Source organism: Enterobacteriaceae bacterium ESL0689, from assembly GCA_029433525.1.
Lineage (GTDB): Bacteria > Pseudomonadota > Gammaproteobacteria > Enterobacterales > Enterobacteriaceae > JAQTIF01.
In genome coordinates this window covers 1,732,334-1,750,445 of record JAQTIF010000001.1, presented here as the reverse complement: position 1 = coordinate 1,750,445, position 18,112 = coordinate 1,732,334, and the positions used below count along the sequence as shown (strand labels likewise).

Genomic DNA, 18,112 nt, shown 5'->3' with positions numbered 1-18,112 from the left:
ACTGTTTATTTATGGCAAAAGAACGGGTTTGTCAGTGCCAGATAAAATAGTCCCTTGTGACAGTAAAAACTCTCCTTTATTTTCATTACGTCCCTGTAACAATATTTTTGCCGTATCCTTTTTATAATCATGAACAGCCTGAGCGGAAAGTTTACCAATAATGCTTTGCGGTGACTGCAATCGATTTATAATCAAAACCAGACGGGTATCATCAAAATCTGACATCATATTCTGGTCGCCTTCGCTATCACCACAAACTAGTCCGGGGCCTTTGTTGTTATAATTTATTCGGATAAATTTATTGATGGTTTCTGTTTTACCCTTACCCTGAGTCTGGGGATAGAAAGAATCAAGACTGGAAGTCAATTTTCCCTCTTGATCATACAAAGGATGCATCGCATAGATATGAGAAGCCGGGATAGAGAAACCATATTTTTCCTGCATCATTATCGCCTTGATAACATCTAATGCTGAAGCGGAAACCACATACACATCGACACCAGCTTGTTGTAGTTTTTTATACAGATCCTGCATTTCAGGGATTAGTCTGAAACCATTTTTCCATACTGTTTTCACCACACCAGCCTGCCCCGCGAGACTATCCGGACTTTGCCATACGACCTTCTCAATCGGCTGCTGGCTTTGCCACTGAATGGTATCTTCAGCCAGCTTAGCCACTTCGTCTTTCGACATGCCGCAGAAAAGATATGTTACCCACGGATAGGATACCCTATGCTCGAAAGAGCCTCCAATGGCATCATACAAATAGCGCATCTTGACAATAAAGTTTTTATAATGGGCGGTTTGTTTTATTTCACTCAACGAGAGTCCACCCTGAAAGCCTTCATAATTATTATATAACCACGTATAGCTATCAAGAATATCCGCGCCAACTGCATCTATATTGACAGCGTGGTTTTCAAGATTATTATATTTTGATTTAAAACTGATTTTTGGTATATCTTTATAAATTACCGTGCGGAATACATCCGGGGTCATAGAGAATCGAAGATTCTCAAGCTGGTAAACCAATATCGCCTCTTCTATATCAAGAAAAGCCGTCGTGTTGTCGAAATCAAAAATAGCATAGCTTGAGTGTTCAGGACGATTTTGTGCCTCAAGCAAAAAATTATCCAGTTTCTTTTTGTTAAAATTATCCCAGTTCCCGTCGGCTAATATGACTGATGTTTGTTGTTCCTGACTTTTTTCACTGGCGATCACAACTTTCCCATACACCCCAATGAATAAAAAGGCAAGAGCACATAATGCTACTTTTCTCATAGTTAATACCCTTTTTATTGAAAGACTGGCATTCTAGAAAAATCAAATCTTAAAAACCAATATATTTATCTGAAATGTGATGAATGGCAGATTTTATTTAATTGTTACTTTGCGATAACATTAGAATAATATTCTAATAAACAGGCACGATTTCAGTATATTAAACTAAAAATTTAAATAACTCATATTTATATCACAAGAGTGATTTTTCTACGCCGACGTTTAAATTAGCGCTATTCCAGCAGGTGTTATTGCCGCAGCCCATCTGGACACCGACTGCACGAAGAAACCGCAGCGTAATGCAGTGGATAAGGATTTTGGGGACGGTCCAGGGCCAGAATGGCCAGTAAAATGATATGACGGGCGAGGCGCTTAGTAACTGTTTTAGAAATAACCTTATACAACCTACAACCACGGTTCATCAGCTTTACAGCAGCTAACGACCCCAATACTAAACATAATGGGTAGGACAGGTTTTTAAATGGCGGAGAGAGGGGGATTTGAACCCCCGGTAGAGTTGCCCCTACTCCGGTTTTCGAGACCGGTCCGTTCAGCCGCTCCGGCATCTCTCCGTAACAGGGTTGCTATAATGTCAGTTTTTTTCGCAGCTTCACAGTCCTGATGACTGATTTTTTTCCGTATGATTATTTTACGAGCAATATGCGCGTTTCCGATCTTGATAAACTGTTAACACCATACACGTATAGCTGTATCACCAGACGTTATTGGCGCAGCTAGTCTGGGCACGGGCAGCGCGGAACAGCCGCAGCGTACAGGTAATACGTGAGGATTTCGGGTACGGCCCAGGGCCAAAATGGCAACTAAAATAGCTTACTGGGCCAGGTGTTTAGCATCATCGTCAGGTAATAGTACATAAAAATAACGAAATGGCTTAATTTTAAACGTTCAGATCAGTAAGTTAATTTTAGTATTGACACAAAATTATAAGGCCAGTAGTATGCGCCTCGTCGAAACGATTCCTCTGTAGTTCAGTCGGTAGAACGGCGGACTGTTAATCCGTATGTCACTGGTTCGAGTCCAGTCAGAGGAGCCAGATTAAAGAAAGCAGACGTCATTGACGTCTGCTTTTTGCATTTATGTCAATGGGTTATTCCTCTTCAGTCGTTTACCCTCGTTCATTAAAAACCACTCGAAGCCATACTCTTCTGCTGGTAAAGCTGGTTCGATTTTCTTTTTACTAACAATCAGAGGTTCTTTCTGACTCTGTTTCACAGCCACCCTATCACCTGGCGAGGAGGTCAGTAAAAGCCCTGCTTCCACTGCGTCAGTTGCTCTGGATAAAGGCCTTTTTTACGCAGTATGCTACCTGGAAAGTGTCATGTGGTAAGAGGGCAGCAAATCACTCCATAGTCCGCAGACTAATTTTTCACAGGGTGATAACCAGGTGATGTATCCAATGTATTTATCTCGTCTCAAACATAATATTCGCGCTCAATAAAAGTACCAATGATCCTGTCATGCATTTCAAAAGATTTTGAGTACCCCAGAGTCTTACGATTCAGTCGCTTTAATCGGTTACGCAAATTCAGGTTTTCCCGTTCAATCCGCTGTGTATAAAGCTTACCCCTGATATGTTTTTCATCCGGCAGCAGATCATAAGCACTGAAGTTATCTGTACACCAGAAGGCAACATTAAAACCTGACAATAATTTCAGTAACCTGCGCAGTGTCTTTTTGCTTCTGCGTCCAAAAGTATGAGCAATAATTCGTGTGAGGCGAGGCTCCCATGCATACCACAGCCAGCGTTGCTGCTTTTTACTGCCGACAAAAGACCACATCTCATCCACTTCACAGATAAGCTGGATTTGCTGATTATCCAGCGGAAACGTGGTTACACATCGTGGGGCGAGTTTTTTAAAGTGCGGACAACGGCATTAATGCTGATATGCAGAGTCCTTGCGGTATCGCGGATACCGGCATTATTCATGGCAAGGTCAACAATTTGTTCTTTCATGCCGGGCAGGCAGGCACGGTAAGCGTAATCGACCTGGAAAGTACGGCAGCATGACTGACAGCGATAGCGCTGAAATCCAGCTTTGCCCAGACCATGCTTTTTAACGGGTTCAGTTTGTTGACAAAACGGGCATGTTACATCAATTTTAGCCATCTGGCGCACCTGTTAAAAAGAGTGATTATACAACATGATAAACACGTTGAATACATGACCCTTTTTCTTTTGCTGGTGCTGACATACCCCCCCCCCAGAATATTTTGATGATGAGTATATAGCATATTTTTTAAACATCAAGACAGACACGGGGTTTACGCAAAAGCTCCTGAAATCACCTCCTGTAAAAAATTATCCGCGCCTGCGAGCGCGGATAATCTTCGAACTCTTACTGATCAATGCGACGATTTTGATTGCTGCAAAAACTGCACCGCTTTATCCGGAAAATCACTGAATAAGCCATCGACATCAGCCTGATTGTATAGCAGATCGAAAAGCTGATTAACGTCGGTGACATACGCTGGCAACTTATCAGCGCGCACGGTATAAGGATGTACCATCAGATGCTGCTGATGCGCCTCTTTTACCATCGATGTCAGCGTCACCTGACCGGGTTTGGCTCCTTTCACCACCAGCATATGGTAATCTGGCCCGATGCCATCGGCATACTGCGCAATCTGCTTCATTGCTCCGGGCTGCAACATCCAGTCATAGCTGTAATTCACCCATGTACCATCCGCCTGACGCTGCTGAGTTTCATTCCATTTAGTATAAGCGATAAGCTGCACCAGATTCAGATCCATCCCCATTTTAGGTTCCAGTTCATTACGGATGCGCTTCAGCTCATCGGCATCAAAGCATTGCAGATAAACTTTATCCTGCTTCGTGGTATAACCGTACTTTTTCAACACCTGTAATACCTGAGTGCTGATATCTTTGCCCTCCTGATGGTGAAACCACGGCGCTTTGATTTCCGGGTAGATACCGATATTTTTCCCGGTGGAATGATTCAGCCCCTGAATAAACTCCAGCTCTTCTTCAAAAGTGTGAATACGAAAATCTGATTTTCCCATTGGAAAACGGCCGGGAAAAATCTGCTCATTATGACCCGCTTTTGGCTCAAACCCTTCGCTGAATTTCAGCGACTTCATCTCGGCAAGGGTAAAATCAATCGCGTAATAGCGACCATCGGCACGGGCGCGTTGCGGAAAACGTTGCGCCACATCAGTGACGCGATCAAGGTAGTGATCATGTAACACCACCAGATGATCGTCCTTGCTCATCACCAGATCCTGCTCAAGATAATCCGCCCCCTGCGCATAGGCCATCGCTTTCGCCGGTAAGGTATGTTCCGGCAAATAACCGCTGGCGCCACGATGGGCAATCACAATCTTATCGGCGGCGAAAGCCGTCGCACTCCATACCGAACCTGCCAGTAAAACGCTACTCATCAGAGCTGTTAAGGTCGTTTTCATATTCCTTCCTTATACATGTTTCACTTGCTGATGGCGTCGTTCGCCGATCATGACCACAATCAATAGCAATACCGACAGAACGCTACCACCCACCATGATCATAAAGCCGCCATCCCAGCCAAAAAGATCGACGGTATATCCCACTATTGCACTGGCTGCTACCGATCCTCCCAGATAACCAAACAGACCGGTAAAACCTGCCGCTGTCCCTGCCGCCTTCTTCGGTGCCAGCTCCAGCGCATGCAAACCAATCAGCATGACGGGGCCATAAATCAGGAAACCGATCACAATCATACAGACCATATCCACGGTCGGATTACCCGGCGGATTGAACCAGAAAACAATGGTGGCGATAGTCACCAGGGTCATAAAGAACACCCCGGTGGCACCCCGGTTTCCCTTAAAGACTTTATCTGACATCCAGCCGCAAATCAGTGTTCCGGGTATCCCGGCATATTCGTACAGAAAATAGGCCCATGAGGAGGTATCCAGCGAGAAATGCTTCACCTCTTTCAGGTAAGTCGGTGACCAGTCGAGGATGCCGTAGCGCAGGAGGTAGACAAACACATTCGCCAGTGCGATATACCACAGCAGCTTGTTCGGTAAAATATACTGATAGAAGATCTGTCTGGCGGTCAGCTCCTGTTCATCTTTTTCGCTATAGTCGCTGGGATAATCATTTTTATACTCTTCAATCGGTGGCAGACCGCAGGATTGCGGAGTATCGCGCATCATAAAGAAAGCGAATATCGCCAGTAAAATCGCCCCAAAAGCCGGCATATACAGTGCCGCATGCCAGTCATGGAACCAGGCCATTCCCAGCAGGAACAGCAATGGCGGAATACCACCGCCCACATTATGGGCGCAGTTCCATACCGACACGATGCCACCACGCTCTTTCTGCGACCACCAGTGAACCATCGTCCGTCCACAAGGCGGCCAGCCCATCCCCTGGAACCAGCCACAGAGAAACAACAGCACAAACATCACGGAGATACTGGATGTCGCCCACGGCACAAAGCCCATTATCAGCATCACTGACGCCGCGAGGATTAATCCGGCAGGCAGGAAAACACGCGGATTCGAGCGATCAGAGATCGAGCCCATAACAAATTTCGAGATGCCATAAGCAATCGAGATAGCCGAAAGCGCAAAACCGAGATCACCACGCGAAAACCCCTGCTCTATCAGGTAAGGGATTGCGAGGGCAAAATTCTTGCGTACCAGATAGTACGCCGCATAACCAAAAAAGATACCGATAAAGATTTGCCAGCGAAGACGTCGATATAACGGATCGATTTTCTCTTCCGCTAAACGTGCTTTATGTGGCTCAGGTTTAAAAATTGTTAGCATTACAGCCTCCGGGGCCTCTTCTGTTGGCAGACTAAAAATATCATTTCACTGCTCACTACTGATGCCGCGCAATCCTAAAGAAGCCTCTCGGTTAATACTGTGAATTAATGCAAAATTTGTAACAAAAACAAGACAATTAATCTATTTTGCGCGCAAAATCACATAAAGCAGCTAAAAATTACTGAAAAATATTCGTAATCAAACAAAATCACCAACTTCTGTGTTCAAATGATGGAAAACGAAAATGGGGAGAACAGCAGATGACAGGTAGCCATCAATGTGATGTCATCGTTATCGGCGGGGGGGCAACCGGTGCCGGGATCGCGCGCGACTGCGCATTACGCGGACTGCGTGTCACCCTGCTGGAACGTCATGATATCGCGACAGGCGCAACCGGGCGTAATCATGGCTTGTTACATAGCGGTGCCCGTTATGCGGTAACAGACAGCGAATCAGCACGGGAGTGTATCAGCGAAAATCAAATCCTGCGTCGCATTGCCCGTCACTGTGTGGAGCCAACCAACGGCCTGTTTATTACCCTGCCTGAAGATGATCTCGCCTGGCAGCAAAAATTTATCACCGCCTGCCAGCAAGCCGGGATCAGCACCCGTCAGCTCTCCCCCGATGAAGCGCGGCAGCTGGAACCGGCCGTCAATCCGACTCTGACGGGGGCGGTTCAGGTTCCCGATGGCACGATCGACCCTTTTCGTCTGACCTCTGCTAACATCCTCGATGCCAGAGAGCATGGCGCAACCCTGCTGACCGGCTGCGAAGTGACAGGTCTGATCCGCCAGGGCGATCGGGTCTGTGGCGTCCGTTTTTACCACCATCAACAAGGCGAAAGCCGTGAAATATATGCTAGCGTGGTGGTCAACGCGGCCGGGATCTGGGGGCAACGCATCGCCGAATACGCTGATTTACGGGTCGCCATGTTCCCGGCCAAGGGATCGCTCCTGATCCTTGAACACCGGATTAATCGTCAGGTGATCAACCGCTGCCGTAAACCGGCCGATGCCGACATTCTTGTCCCTGGCGATACCATCTCCCTGATTGGCACCACTTCCCTGCATATTGACGACAACGAAATTGATGATAATCGGGTAACACCGGAGGAAGTCGATATTTTGCTACGGGAGGGTGAAAAGCTGGCGCCGGTACTGGGCCGCACGCGGATACTGCGGGCTTACTCCGGTGTCCGGCCGCTGGTTGCCAGCGATAATGACCCCACCGGGCGTAGTGTCAGCCGGGGGATTGTGCTGCTCGATCACGCTGAACGTGATGGTATGGAGGGATTTATTACTATTACTGGCGGAAAATTAATGACTTATCGATTAATGGCCGAATGGGCAACCGACGCTATCTGCCGCAAACTGGCGATCACCGCCCCCTGTACTACCGCTGAGAGACCGCTGCCCGGCTCCGCAGATTCGCCGGAAGCGACAATAAAAAAAATCATCTCATTACCTGCTTCACTGCGTGGCTCTGCAGTCTATCGCCACGGCGACCGCACGCCCGCATGGCTGGGGGATAACCGTTTACATCGCAGTCTGATTTGCGAATGCGAAGCGGTCACGGCCGGGGAAGTTCAATATGCGGTGGAAAACCTGGCGGCCACTAATCTGCTCGATCTGCGTCGCCGGACACGCATCGGTATGGGCACCTGCCAGGGCGAACTCTGCGCCTGCCGTGCCGCCGGGTTGCTGCAACGCCTCAATGTCACCACCCCGGCTCAGTCACGCCATCAACTGGCGACCTTTCTTAACGAACGCTGGAAAGGGATACAACCTGTCGCCTGGGGCGATGCACTGCGTGAAAGCGAACTCACCCGCTGGGTCTATCTTGCGTTGTGTGGATTACAAAAGGAGGATCAGGATGAAATTTGATTGCGCCATTATCGGCGGTGGCTTCGCGGGACTCTTATGCGGCATCTCGCTCAACCAGGCGGGACGGCGTTGCGTGATAATCAGTCGTGGTGAAAGTGCATTACATTTCTCTTCAGGCTCGCTGGATCTGCTGACAACCCTGCCTGATGGCGAGCCGGTCACGGATGTCGCTGATGCGATCAGCCGCCTGATCAGCGCCTGTCCGGATCACCCCTACGCGAAACTGGGCACCGATAACGTGCTCAATTATGCGCTGCAAACCGAAGCGCTGCTGGCCAGCTGCGGCATCATGATGCAGGGACACGCCTATCAACCCCATGCTCGCATGACTCCCTTAGGCACCCTGCGCCCAGCCTGGCTCTCCCCGCTGGAAGTGCCGGTAATGCCGTTATCTGCGCGCAGCATTAGTGTTATCGGCATCAGCGGCTTTGCCGACTTCCAGCCTGCAATGGTGGCGGATTCGCTCAGGCAGCAAGGTTATGATGCGCAGGCGGAAGAGATAAGTCTGCCGGTACTGGACAGACTGCGCGAAAATCCGAGTGAGTTTCGTTCAGTCAATATCGCCAGGCTACTTGATCAGCAAGAACACTGGCCCGCCCTGCTGACCGCCCTTCAGCTGCTGGCGCAAAACCGTGATCTGCTGATCGTCCCTGCCTGCTTCGGCCTGGCGGATAACAGCTTATACAACTGGTTACAAGAGCGCTTACCGTGCCCGTTACGCCTGCTCCCCACTCTGCCACCGTCAGTGCCTGGAATACGCCAGCACAACCAGCTGCGACGTTACTTTATCGCCGGTGGCGGTACCTGGCTGATGGGCGATGAGGTCACCCAAATCAGTCATCAGGAGGGTGCAGTGACTGCGATCCATACCCTGCTGCAGGGTGATATTCCGCTCTGTCCCCGTTTTACCGTGCTGGCCAGCGGCCGTTTCTTCAGCAATGGGCTGATCGCCAGTCAGGATGATATTCGCGAACCGATCCTCGATCTCGAACTGATCGATCACACCCCACGTCGCGAGTGGTATCAGAACGACTTTTTTGCTTCGCAACCCTGGCAACATTTCGGTCTGAAAACCGACGCCTGCCTGCGCCCGCTGCACAAGGGGCAACCGTTAAATAATCTGTATGCCATCGGTTCGCTGCTGGGCGGCTATGACGCGATTCAGTCAGGATGCGGTGGGGGAGTATGTGCGGTCACCGCACGTCATGTCGCACAACAGATCCATAAACTTATCGGGGATGCGTAATGAGCGAGAACCATTTTGAAAACTGCATCAAATGTACGGTCTGTACCACCTGCTGCCCGGTCAGCCGGGTTAATCCGCTCTATCCGGGGCCGAAGCAGGCGGGCCCGGATGGCGAACGCCTGCGCCTGAAAGACGCAACCTTGTATGATGATGCCCTGAAGTACTGTATTAACTGCAAACGTTGCGAAGTGGCCTGCCCCTCAGATGTCAAAATTGGTGATATCATTCAGCGTGCGCGTATCCAGTACAGTCAGAAAAAACCGACACTACGCGATGCCCTGCTCAGTCACACCGATCTGATGGGGACGCTCTCGGTTCCGTTCGCCCCGCTGGTCAATACCATCACCGGACTCCAGCCGGTGCGCCGGTTGCTTGACAAGACACTCCATATCGATCATCGGCGCACTTTGCCAAAATACAGCGCGGGAACATTTCGCCAGCTTTACCGCCGTCAGCTTCCCAGCCAGGCACAATTTGCTGAACAGGTCGCCTTTTTTCATGGCTGCTATGTCAATTACAATAACCCGTCCCTGGGTCTGCACCTGGTTCGTGTACTCAATGCCCTCGGGGTTGGCGTACAACTGTTAAGCAAGGAAAAATGTTGTGGTGTACCGCTGATAGCCAACGGCTTCGCCCGCCGGGCACGTCGCCAGGCAGAGCATAATATCACCACGATGCGCGATAGCGGGTTACCGATCATTACCACCTCATCCACCTGTACCTTTACACTGCGTGATGAATATCCGGATGTGCTGGATGTCGATAACGGCGATGTCCGTGATCGTATTGAGCTGGCTACCCGCTGGATCTGGCGTCTGCTGAATAGTGGACGTCAACTGCCCTTGCGATCACTGCCGCTGAAGGTGGCCTATCATACCCCCTGTCATATGGAAAAAATGGGCTGGTCACTGTATACCCTCGAATTGCTACGACAAATTCCCGGATTACAGCTGACAGTGCTCGATTCGCAGTGTTGTGGCATCGCCGGGACTTATGGCTTTAAATCGGAAAACTACGCCACCTCACAGGCGATAGGTGCGCCGCTATTCCAGCAGATTGAAGAGAGCGGCGTCGATCTTGTCGTCACCGACTGTGAAACCTGTAAATGGCAAATTGAGATGTCCACCAGTAAAAGCTGTCAGCATCCGATAACCCTGCTGGCACAGGCACTGGATGCCGATACCGCCGTTTAAGTGATAAAACAGGATGCCGTGTTTTCATAACCTCGCGACGACATCAACCCAGCGGCATCCGCAGGTTACCGGCAAGCCCTGTAGCCAGCGACGCAACATATCCAGCGCCATCATCACACAAATCGCCTGGCGCACCGCGCAAGGGTAGTGGCTGGCGCGCAACTGCACCTGCATGCCCTGGGTGCCGTCAGCGGTAGCGAGGATAAAATTGAGGGCATCGCTCTCCTGCCCGCTGATGGTCAGGGCCAGGGCAGCCTTATGGTTAGCGCGCCGTGCCGCTGTCTGATCAGCGGAATCACTCAGTGACTGTTGCGTGCCGGGAAGTACCTCACTGGCCAGCAACGGTGCATGCGCCCGTGACAGCTCCAGCGCCAGCAAACCACCGGTAAACTGTTCGCTGACCGTCAGGCTGAGCTGACGTTGCGACAAATGGCGGGCCAGCTGCGCCGCTAAGCCTTCCGTCCCTTCAAAAATCAGGCTCTCACCGGCGACCTTTTTCACTTCTGACCACAGTGCTGACATCGCCTCACCTTGTGCCGCAGGCCCGGTCAGCTTGAGTTCGATCAGCGGTGTCGCTGAGCGATAGCCCATCACCACCCCCGGCGGTAACGGTAACCGATCAAGCGATTGTGCTAATTCGCTCTCCGAACGGCCAAACGTGGTCAGTCGCAGGCATAACGGCGGTTCTGGCAGCGAAAAATGCGCCCGCAGCTGGGGTAATATCGCCTGCTCGACCATCGCTTTAAACTCTGATGGCACGCCAGGAGTAAAAAACATCAGGCAGCGATTAAACGGCAACACAAAACCGCAGGCGGTGCCCAGCGGATTATCGATTATCGTGGCGCTGGCGGGAATAAGCGCCTGTTTGCGGTTGCTCTCCGCCATCGGCTGTCCGCGTTGGACAAACAGACGGCGCATGGTGGAAAGCCAGCCCTCATGCAGCACCAGGGGTTCTCCTTTCGCCAGCGCCGCCGCCTGGGCAGTCAGATCATCGCCGGTCGGCCCCAGCCCACCATTGACAATCAGCACATCGGCCTGCTCACTGCGTTCGCGCAAAATCGCCACCAGCGCGTTCAGATCATCGCCGATGGTATCGCGCCGGGTGAGCGGTAGCCCCTGATGAAAGAAAAAATCGGCCAGCCATGCGGCGTTGGTATCGACAATTTGCCCATACAACACTTCATCGCCGGTGGACAACATTTCTATCTTTAACATCCCCGACCTCCCCTTTACCCGCCAGTCTGCAAATGGGCACAATGACAGCTAACATCGCCCTGATAATCCCGATCTTAGCCCTCTGACAGCGCGCTTATCCGGATAAAACCCGCCGATCAGAAATGGGCGCTTACCCCAAGATACGCGCCATCGGCAATGGTGTTATCTTTATGACCATCCTTTCCCTGCAACGTCAGATAGCGATAACCGGCTCTGATACTCACTGGCGGTATCACCGTCCAGCTGCCCCCGGCCCAGGCTTCCTGATAACTGTCGATGCCACTGGAGAGCGAATCCGGCGAGTAGTAAAGCTCACCCGACAGGCGGATGTCGTCGCTGATGGGCCACTGTAATCCGCCGCCCGCTGCCAGCGCATAGCCTTCATTATTACTCTTCGGATTGGTGTAAATCCCTTTGCCACCGACCGTCGCCAGAAAAGGCCCCAGCGGGATATTCATGCCTACCGCTACACCGGCGGCATCACCATCATTATCACTGTGCGCCCAGTTACCGCTGACCGCCAGTCCGGAAGACTCGGTGCCAAAACCGACACCCAGATTAGTATAATGTTGTGCCACCTCACCGCTCACACTCACGGCATGTGCGGCGGCAGAATAGAACATTGCGCTGACAACACCCAAAAGACTGTATTTTTTCATGAAAACGCTATCCCTTAAGCTAAAAGCCAAATAATTCCTCTGATTGCAAAATTGTACTGTTAAATACTAAAGAATCAATAAGCTGAAGCTTCATTGACCCATTTCTGCAACTGGCGACGGGAGATTTTAATTCCGCCATTTTTCAGCCATGGCGGCAACGCCAGCCAGCGCACCGGCTGCTGAAAACGCGCCAGCTTATCCTGCGCCCAGCCCGCCAGGCTGGCGATATCACACTGCGCATCGCACTCCACCACTGCCACCGGACGCTGACCAAATTCACTGTCCTCCAGCGGCACCACAAAGACCTGACGAACCTGAGGATGACGGGCGATCACCCGCTCAACCTCTTCCGGCTGGACACCCTCACCGCCACTAAAAAAGAGATTGTCCATCCGGCCGAGGATCATCAGTTTGCCTTCACGCCACTCACCGCGATCACGGGTGGCAAACCATCCCTGTGCATTGACCAGCGGCTGTAATCTGCCATCATGCCAGTAGCCTGCGGCCATACTCTCACCGCGCAACCAGATCTCACCATCGACAATTTTGACATGGCGCCCAGGCAGCGGCAGGCCAACATCCGGCGCACTGTCCGCCGCTTTCGCACACACTGTCGAGGCAAATTCGGTCAGGCCATAGCCACACCAGCAGGCGATTCCCCTGGCGCGCGCCTGCGCCGTCAGCGCCAGCGGGATCGCCGCGCCCCCCAGCAACACCGCCCGTAATGTCACATCAGCATCATCCCTGAGCAAACGCCACAGCTGGGTAGGCACCAGCGAGGCGTGAGTACAGCCCTGTAATGCCTGCGCCAGTGGCTGTTTATCGCGTACTGTCAGACGCGATCCGGCCAGTAACCAGCGCCAGAGTATCCCCTGACCAGAGACATGAAACAGCGGCAGCGACAGTAACCAGTCATCGTCAGCGGTGAGCACTATCATCGTCAGTACCCCCTGCGCACTGGCCAGATGGGCATGACAGCTATGTACAGCAGCTTTCGGTAAACCGGTAGAGCCGGAAGTCAGGGTCATTGATGCCAGGCGCGCCGCATCCCACGGTACTGCATGGCTGCCGTTCGCCATTTGCAGACTCAGCGCAGGATAAGCGAGATCCAGCGCGTCCGGCTCAAGATCCAGCGCATAACGCAAATCCAGCTGCGGCAACAAGGTCGATAAAAGTGCGGGAGGAAGTTGTGGATTGATCGGCAATATGCGGGCACCACACTGCAATAACGCCAGCCACGCCAGTAAAGTAGCTGGTTGATTGCTGGCGCGTAATAGCACACCCTCGCCGATCGCCACCCCTTGTGCACAAAAGCCCTGCGCTAGCCCATCAACCCGCGTGCAGAGCTGTTGCCAGCTCAGGATCTGATTATTCAGACGCAAGGCGGCAGCATCACCACGTTGCTGGCACCAGACGCGCCACGGCCAGTCACTGAATACCATTACTGCGCCTCCAGAGCATCATGACCGAGACAAGGCAGCGTGCTATCCGGCCAGCGGCGCAACAACTGCGCACACATCAGATCGAGGGTATCCAGGCCCGGGATGGTCTCAGGGGTCAGCCAGCTGGCAAGGCGCGCCAGTTGTGTCAGGCCAAGGCTCGACTCCAGCGACGAACTGATCACCGCCGTCAACCCCAGCCGATGCGCCTCAGCCACCTGTTGCTGCACTTTTTGCAAACTGCCGGTCAGGGTGGGCTTAATCACCAGCGCACGAACACCGGGCTGTGGCTGCCAGCAAAAGTTGTCTTCACGCAGGCTCTCATCCCAGGCAATGGCGATCCCGGTCATTCTGGCAAACTTCAGCGACTGTTCGGCGGTTTGACACGGCTCTTCGATAAAGGCGATCCGCGAGCGATGATTGGGATGAACATAGCGCGCAAACTGCAGGGCTTTATGGGGTGTCCAGGCGCGATTAGCATCAAGGCGTAATGTCAGATCAGGGATACAGTCCAGCAACAGATTGACCATCATGCCATCACGGACAGCTTCATATAATCCGACTTTCACCTTTGCCACTTTTTCCCCCGGCATCGCCGCCAGCCGTACCAGCAAAGCGTCAGGATCGCCATTACACAAGGGGACCGCCTGATAATTGGCCTGAATCGGCAACAGGCCATCGCGCTCCGCCAGAGCACAACTGATGCCGAATGCGACGGATGGCAGCGCGGGATAAGGCACCTCCTGCCCCTGTGACCAGGCCGTTGTCCACTGCTGGAGCGCCTCCTGCGCTTCGTCCAGTGTCTCGTGACTAAACCCCGGTAGCGGGGCGATTTCCCCCCACCCCTCGCGGTCGTCTTCTTTGAGATGTAAAAACAGCCCTTCGCGCGTTTTTAACCGCTGGTTGCGCAGCACCACCCCGGCATCCATCGGGAGTTGCCAGCGATATACCTGTGCCTGGCGCATCAGGGATTCCGTTTAAATTTGCTGAAGTCTGGCTGACGCTTCTGATTAAATGCGTTACGCCCTTCCTGACCCTCTTCCGACATATAGAATAACATGGTGGCATTGCCTGCCAGCTCCTGTAGCCCGGCCTGACCATCGCAGTCGGCATTGAGTGCCGCTTTCAGGCAACGCAATGCCATCGGGCTGTTTTGCAGCATTTCACGACACCAGCGCACAGTCTCTTTTTCCAGATCTGCCAGCGCCACCACCGTATTGACCAGCCCCATCTCCAGCGCCTGTTGGGCATCGTACTGGCGACAGAGGAACCAGATCTCACGCGCTTTTTTCTGTCCCACGATGCGCGCCATATAAGAAGCGCCCCAGCCACCATCAAACGACCCCACTTTCGGGCCGGTCTGACCGAAAATGGCATTATCAGCGGCGAGGGTCAGATCACACATCATATGCAAAACGTGACCGCCACCGATGGCATAGCCCGCCACCATCGCCACCACCGGTTTTGGACAGGTGCGGATCTGGCGCTGAAAATCAAGCACATTAAGGTGATGGACCCCGGAGTCATCCTGATAGCCGCCATAATCACCACGCACTTTCTGATCGCCTCCGGCACAGAACGCTTTCTCTCCTTCGCCGGTCAGGATGATCACGCCGATCGTTTCGTCATAACGCGCATCGGCCAGCGCCTGGATCATCTCTTTGACGGTCTGGGGACGAAAAGCGTTACGTACCTGTGGCCGGTTAATCGTAATCTTCGCTATTCCGTCAGCGGACTTATGGTAACGAATATCGGTATAGTCTGCGGAACAGTCCTGCCACGCTACCGGGGCGTAAAGCAGCGTTTGATCAACGGTTTTCATAGGGTATCCTTGAAGTTAAATTGACGAAAAACTGCGCCAGGCATCCGGCGACCATCGCCGGATTATCGCGATGTGCATTATGCCCGGCATTATCAATAAGCTGTATCGTTGCGGTGGTTTCAGCGGCCAGCGCGCGAAATTTGTCATCATTTTCGCCGCAAAGATAGTAAAAAGGGAAAGGAAAGCTCTCTGCTGTCGCCCGTAAATCGGGCTGTGCCGCCAGTGATGTCGCTTCCAGCATCGCCGCCAGCGTGTGGCCTTGATTGTGGCGACGCAGGTCAACCAGCGCCTGGCGCTGGGCGGGGGTCAGGGAAGCGAAAACCGGCTGCTGATACCAGTCAGTAAACACCTCGCTCAGTGGCTGATGGCGGAATCGCGCTGCCCAGCGGGCATCATTCTGACGGCGCAACTGCCGTTGTGCCAGCTCCTGCAAGCCGGGGTGGGCTCCCTCCACCACCAGTCCACACAACCCCACCGGCTGCTGACTGGCGAAGTACCATGCCAGACGCCCCCCCAGCGAATAACCGATCAATCCGTACTCACTGATCGCCCAGGCAGCGAGGGTTTGCGTCAATTGCTGGCTGAACTCATCAAAACCCTGTGTGGCAATATTCGACGATCCACCATGGCCTGGCAAATCAACATACAACCGGGGATACGCTGCCAATTGCTGACCTATCGGCAGCCATTCCCGGTGATCACCGGAAAAGCCATGCAGAAAAACCAGCCAGGGATACCCCGGTTGCCCCGGCTGAGACAGCGCATGCAGGATCATAACTGGCTGACTTCGGTCAGTAATTGTTGTAACACCGCGGCACCTTCTGTTTCCTCAACCACCAGTTCGATGACGGTTGTCTGAGGTAAACGCCAGCTCTCCGCCAGCACGGTTTCCAGTGACGACCAGTCCGCCGGGCAGGCATAGCGCAGGTCAAACATCGCCGCCGCATGGGCAAAGCTGACATTCTGAGGCAACAGATAAAATTGTCGGCGCTGCGCCTCTGGCGTCGGCAACAAGGAGAAAATTTGTCCGCCATTGTTATTGACCACCACCAGCACCAGCGGCGCGCTCACCTGACGTAACAGCGCCAGTGAGTTCAGATCATATAACGCAGAGAGATCGCCGACTATCGCCAGGGTCGGGCGGTTATTGGCTCGCTGCACACCGGCGGCGGTTGCCAGAAGGCCATCAATCCCGCTGGCACCGCGATTACTGTAAACCGGATATCCCACCGGCAAGCGGGCCAGGGCATCAATCAAGCGCACCACCAGACTGTTACCGACAAACAGTTGCCCTTCAGGGGGCAGATAACGGGCAAGATGGTGGGCAAATCCCGCCTCACCAAATGACTGACAGCGTTTCACCACGCTCTGCCAGGCTTGCTGTGACAACGCTGGCAGGGTCATCGCCCACGGCTGATGATGCTCCGCCGGATGCTGTATCAGCCACTGTTCCGGCGCACAGACCAGCCGCCGCCCGCGATGATGCGCCGGGTCGAGACGCCCCGCGAGCGAATCCACCAGCCAGTACTCCTGCGGTGTACAGGCCGCCTGCCACTGCAGCAACCGCTTTCCGGTCAGGCTGCTTCCCAGTTGCACCACAATCTGTGCCTGCTGCAACTCCGCCAGCGCTTTCTCGTTGCCCAGCCACAGATCGGCACACGGCAGCGGTTGCCCGGTTTGCGATAACACATCACTGATCAGTGGCCAGCCCAGTGTCTGCGCCCACTGAGCCACTTTTTCCCCAGCCCCGGCAGGCATCCGTCCCGCCACCACCACACCGCGTTGTTGTCGCCAGTATGACCAGTCAGGCTGTGGCTCGCTCGCCAGATGCAGGGACTGACGTAACCAGGGCATATCACTTTGTCTCCAGTCACCCAGCGCCTGCTGCCACGCCTTGCCATGCTCACTCTGTTCGCCATACAGCGGTTCAGCGAACGGGCAGTTAATATGGACACCCCCTCCCTGTAGCGTTTCCAGCGCCTGATCAATCGCCGACACCAGCCAGCGAGCGGGCACATCAGGTGAGGGACGCGGCAATGACAGAGTGTGCGTCGGATGGCTGGCAAACATTCCCGGCTGGCGAATGGCCTGATTGGCGCCACAATCGATTAATTCCGGCGGCCGATCCGCGGTCAGCAAAATCAGTTTCTCACCGGTCAACCCGGCTTCAATCAGCGCCGGATAGAGATTGGCGGCGGCCGTTCCCGAAGTCACAATCACCGCCACGGGCTGGCCGCTGGCTTTCGCCACGCCCAGCGCCAGATAACCCAGCCCCCGTTCATCAAAATGGGTATGGGTAAGCAGCCGGTGATCCTCGGCCGCGGCCAGCGTTAAAGGGGTTGAACGTGAACCTGGCGCAATACAGACATGCCGTACACCGTGGCGAGTTAAGGCTTCCAGAATCACCGCCGCCCAGCGTCGGTTAAATGCGCTTACTGACATGAAATTATCCGGTATCTACTATTGCGGCATAAAAGTCTGCAGCATAAAGGCTGCGATTATACGAGGTACTGCCATCAAATTGCAGTACCTGTAACCAAAATCATACCCGCAATAGCACAGCAATTCATTTGTTTA

Annotated in this window: 14 protein-coding genes and 2 tRNA genes; 4 read left to right on the top strand and 12 right to left on the bottom strand. The window is 53.0% G+C overall.

Annotation, left to right across the window (positions count from 1 at the left end):
- Positions 1–9: 9 nt before the first annotated feature.
- Both PT300_08420 and PT300_08415 read right to left on the bottom strand, forming a co-directional pair.
- The gene (locus PT300_08420) at positions 10–1,281 is read right to left on the bottom strand and encodes a haloacid dehalogenase-like hydrolase (protein MDF7680613.1); all 1,272 of its coding nucleotides are present in this window, start codon (positions 1,279–1,281) and stop codon (positions 10–12) included.
- A 482-nt stretch (positions 1,282–1,763) separates the two neighbouring features.
- A tRNA-Ser gene (locus tag PT300_08415) sits at positions 1,764–1,853 on the bottom strand.
- Positions 1,854–2,259: 406 nt separating this feature from the next.
- On the opposite strand from PT300_08415, the gene PT300_08410 reads away from it, so the two are divergent.
- Positions 2,260–2,335: transfer RNA gene (locus PT300_08410), tRNA-Asn, on the top strand.
- Between the two features lie 379 nt (positions 2,336–2,714).
- Here the strand turns inward: PT300_08410 and PT300_08405 are convergent.
- From PT300_08405 to glpT, 3 genes are all read right to left on the bottom strand, one after another.
- Positions 2,715–3,409, bottom strand: a protein-coding gene (locus tag PT300_08405; protein ID MDF7680612.1) for an IS1 family transposase whose coding sequence is annotated in 2 segments (ribosomal slippage) — positions 2,715–3,160 and positions 3,160–3,409 — 696 coding nt in all. Because the reading frame shifts where the segments join, the coding sequence is not laid out codon by codon here.
- Positions 3,410–3,645: 236 nt separating this feature from the next.
- Positions 3,646–4,725: a glycerophosphodiester phosphodiesterase gene (glpQ, locus tag PT300_08400; GenBank protein MDF7680611.1), complete on the bottom strand. Its 1,080-nt coding sequence runs from the start codon at positions 4,723–4,725 to the stop codon at positions 3,646–3,648.
- Positions 4,726–4,734: 9 nt separating this feature from the next.
- Positions 4,735–6,078 carry a glycerol-3-phosphate transporter gene (gene glpT / locus PT300_08395; GenBank protein MDF7680610.1) on the bottom strand — a complete coding sequence of 448 codons (1,344 nt, stop codon included), beginning with the start codon at positions 6,076–6,078 and terminating at the stop codon, positions 4,735–4,737.
- Between the two features lie 260 nt (positions 6,079–6,338).
- Here glpT and glpA point away from each other — a divergent pair, with 260 nt between their 5' ends.
- The 3 genes from glpA to glpC are packed head-to-tail and all read left to right on the top strand — an operon-like array spanning position 6,339 to position 10,400.
- The gene (gene glpA / locus PT300_08390) at positions 6,339–7,961 is read left to right on the top strand and encodes an anaerobic glycerol-3-phosphate dehydrogenase subunit A (GenBank protein ID MDF7680609.1); all 1,623 of its coding nucleotides are present in this window, start codon (positions 6,339–6,341) and stop codon (positions 7,959–7,961) included.
- Positions 7,951–9,207, top strand: coding sequence for a glycerol-3-phosphate dehydrogenase subunit GlpB (gene glpB, locus PT300_08385; GenBank protein MDF7680608.1), 1,257 nt, complete (start codon positions 7,951–7,953; stop codon positions 9,205–9,207). Before glpA ends, glpB begins: the two co-directional genes overlap by 11 nt.
- Positions 9,207–10,400 (top strand): anaerobic glycerol-3-phosphate dehydrogenase subunit GlpC, encoded by a 1,194-nt coding sequence (glpC, locus tag PT300_08380; GenBank protein MDF7680607.1) that lies wholly within the window; start codon positions 9,207–9,209, stop codon positions 10,398–10,400. The genes glpB and glpC overlap by 1 nt, the downstream gene beginning before the upstream one ends.
- Before the next feature lie 24 nt (positions 10,401–10,424).
- Here glpC and PT300_08375 read toward each other — a convergent pair whose 3' ends face one another.
- The 7 genes from PT300_08375 to menD all read right to left on the bottom strand — a co-directional run bounded on the left by PT300_08375 (position 10,425) and on the right by menD (position 17,977).
- On the bottom strand, positions 10,425–11,615 hold the full coding sequence (locus PT300_08375; GenBank protein MDF7680606.1) for a nicotinamide mononucleotide deamidase-related protein YfaY: 1,191 nt from the start codon (positions 11,613–11,615) through the stop codon (positions 10,425–10,427).
- A 116-nt stretch (positions 11,616–11,731) separates the two neighbouring features.
- Positions 11,732–12,274 carry a YfaZ family outer membrane protein gene (locus tag PT300_08370; protein ID MDF7680605.1) on the bottom strand — a complete coding sequence of 181 codons (543 nt, stop codon included), beginning with the start codon at positions 12,272–12,274 and terminating at the stop codon, positions 11,732–11,734.
- A 74-nt stretch (positions 12,275–12,348) separates the two neighbouring features.
- Entirely contained in the window at positions 12,349–13,716 is a 1,368-nt protein-coding gene (gene menE, locus PT300_08365; GenBank protein ID MDF7680604.1) for an o-succinylbenzoate--CoA ligase, read from the bottom strand.
- Positions 13,716–14,678: an o-succinylbenzoate synthase gene (gene menC / locus PT300_08360; protein MDF7680603.1), complete on the bottom strand. Its 963-nt coding sequence runs from the start codon at positions 14,676–14,678 to the stop codon at positions 13,716–13,718. The genes menE and menC overlap by 1 nt, the downstream gene beginning before the upstream one ends.
- Positions 14,678–15,535 (bottom strand): 1,4-dihydroxy-2-naphthoyl-CoA synthase, encoded by an 858-nt coding sequence (gene menB / locus PT300_08355; GenBank protein MDF7680602.1) that lies wholly within the window; start codon positions 15,533–15,535, stop codon positions 14,678–14,680. The genes menC and menB overlap by 1 nt, the downstream gene beginning before the upstream one ends.
- A complete protein-coding gene (gene menH / locus PT300_08350; protein ID MDF7680601.1) occupies positions 15,522–16,310 on the bottom strand; it encodes a 2-succinyl-6-hydroxy-2,4-cyclohexadiene-1-carboxylate synthase in 789 nt (262 codons plus the stop codon). The genes menB and menH overlap by 14 nt, the downstream gene beginning before the upstream one ends.
- A complete protein-coding gene (gene menD, locus PT300_08345) occupies positions 16,307–17,977 on the bottom strand; it encodes a 2-succinyl-5-enolpyruvyl-6-hydroxy-3-cyclohexene-1-carboxylic-acid synthase (protein ID MDF7680600.1) in 1,671 nt (556 codons plus the stop codon). The genes menH and menD overlap by 4 nt, the downstream gene beginning before the upstream one ends.
- Positions 17,978–18,112 lie beyond the last annotated feature (135 nt).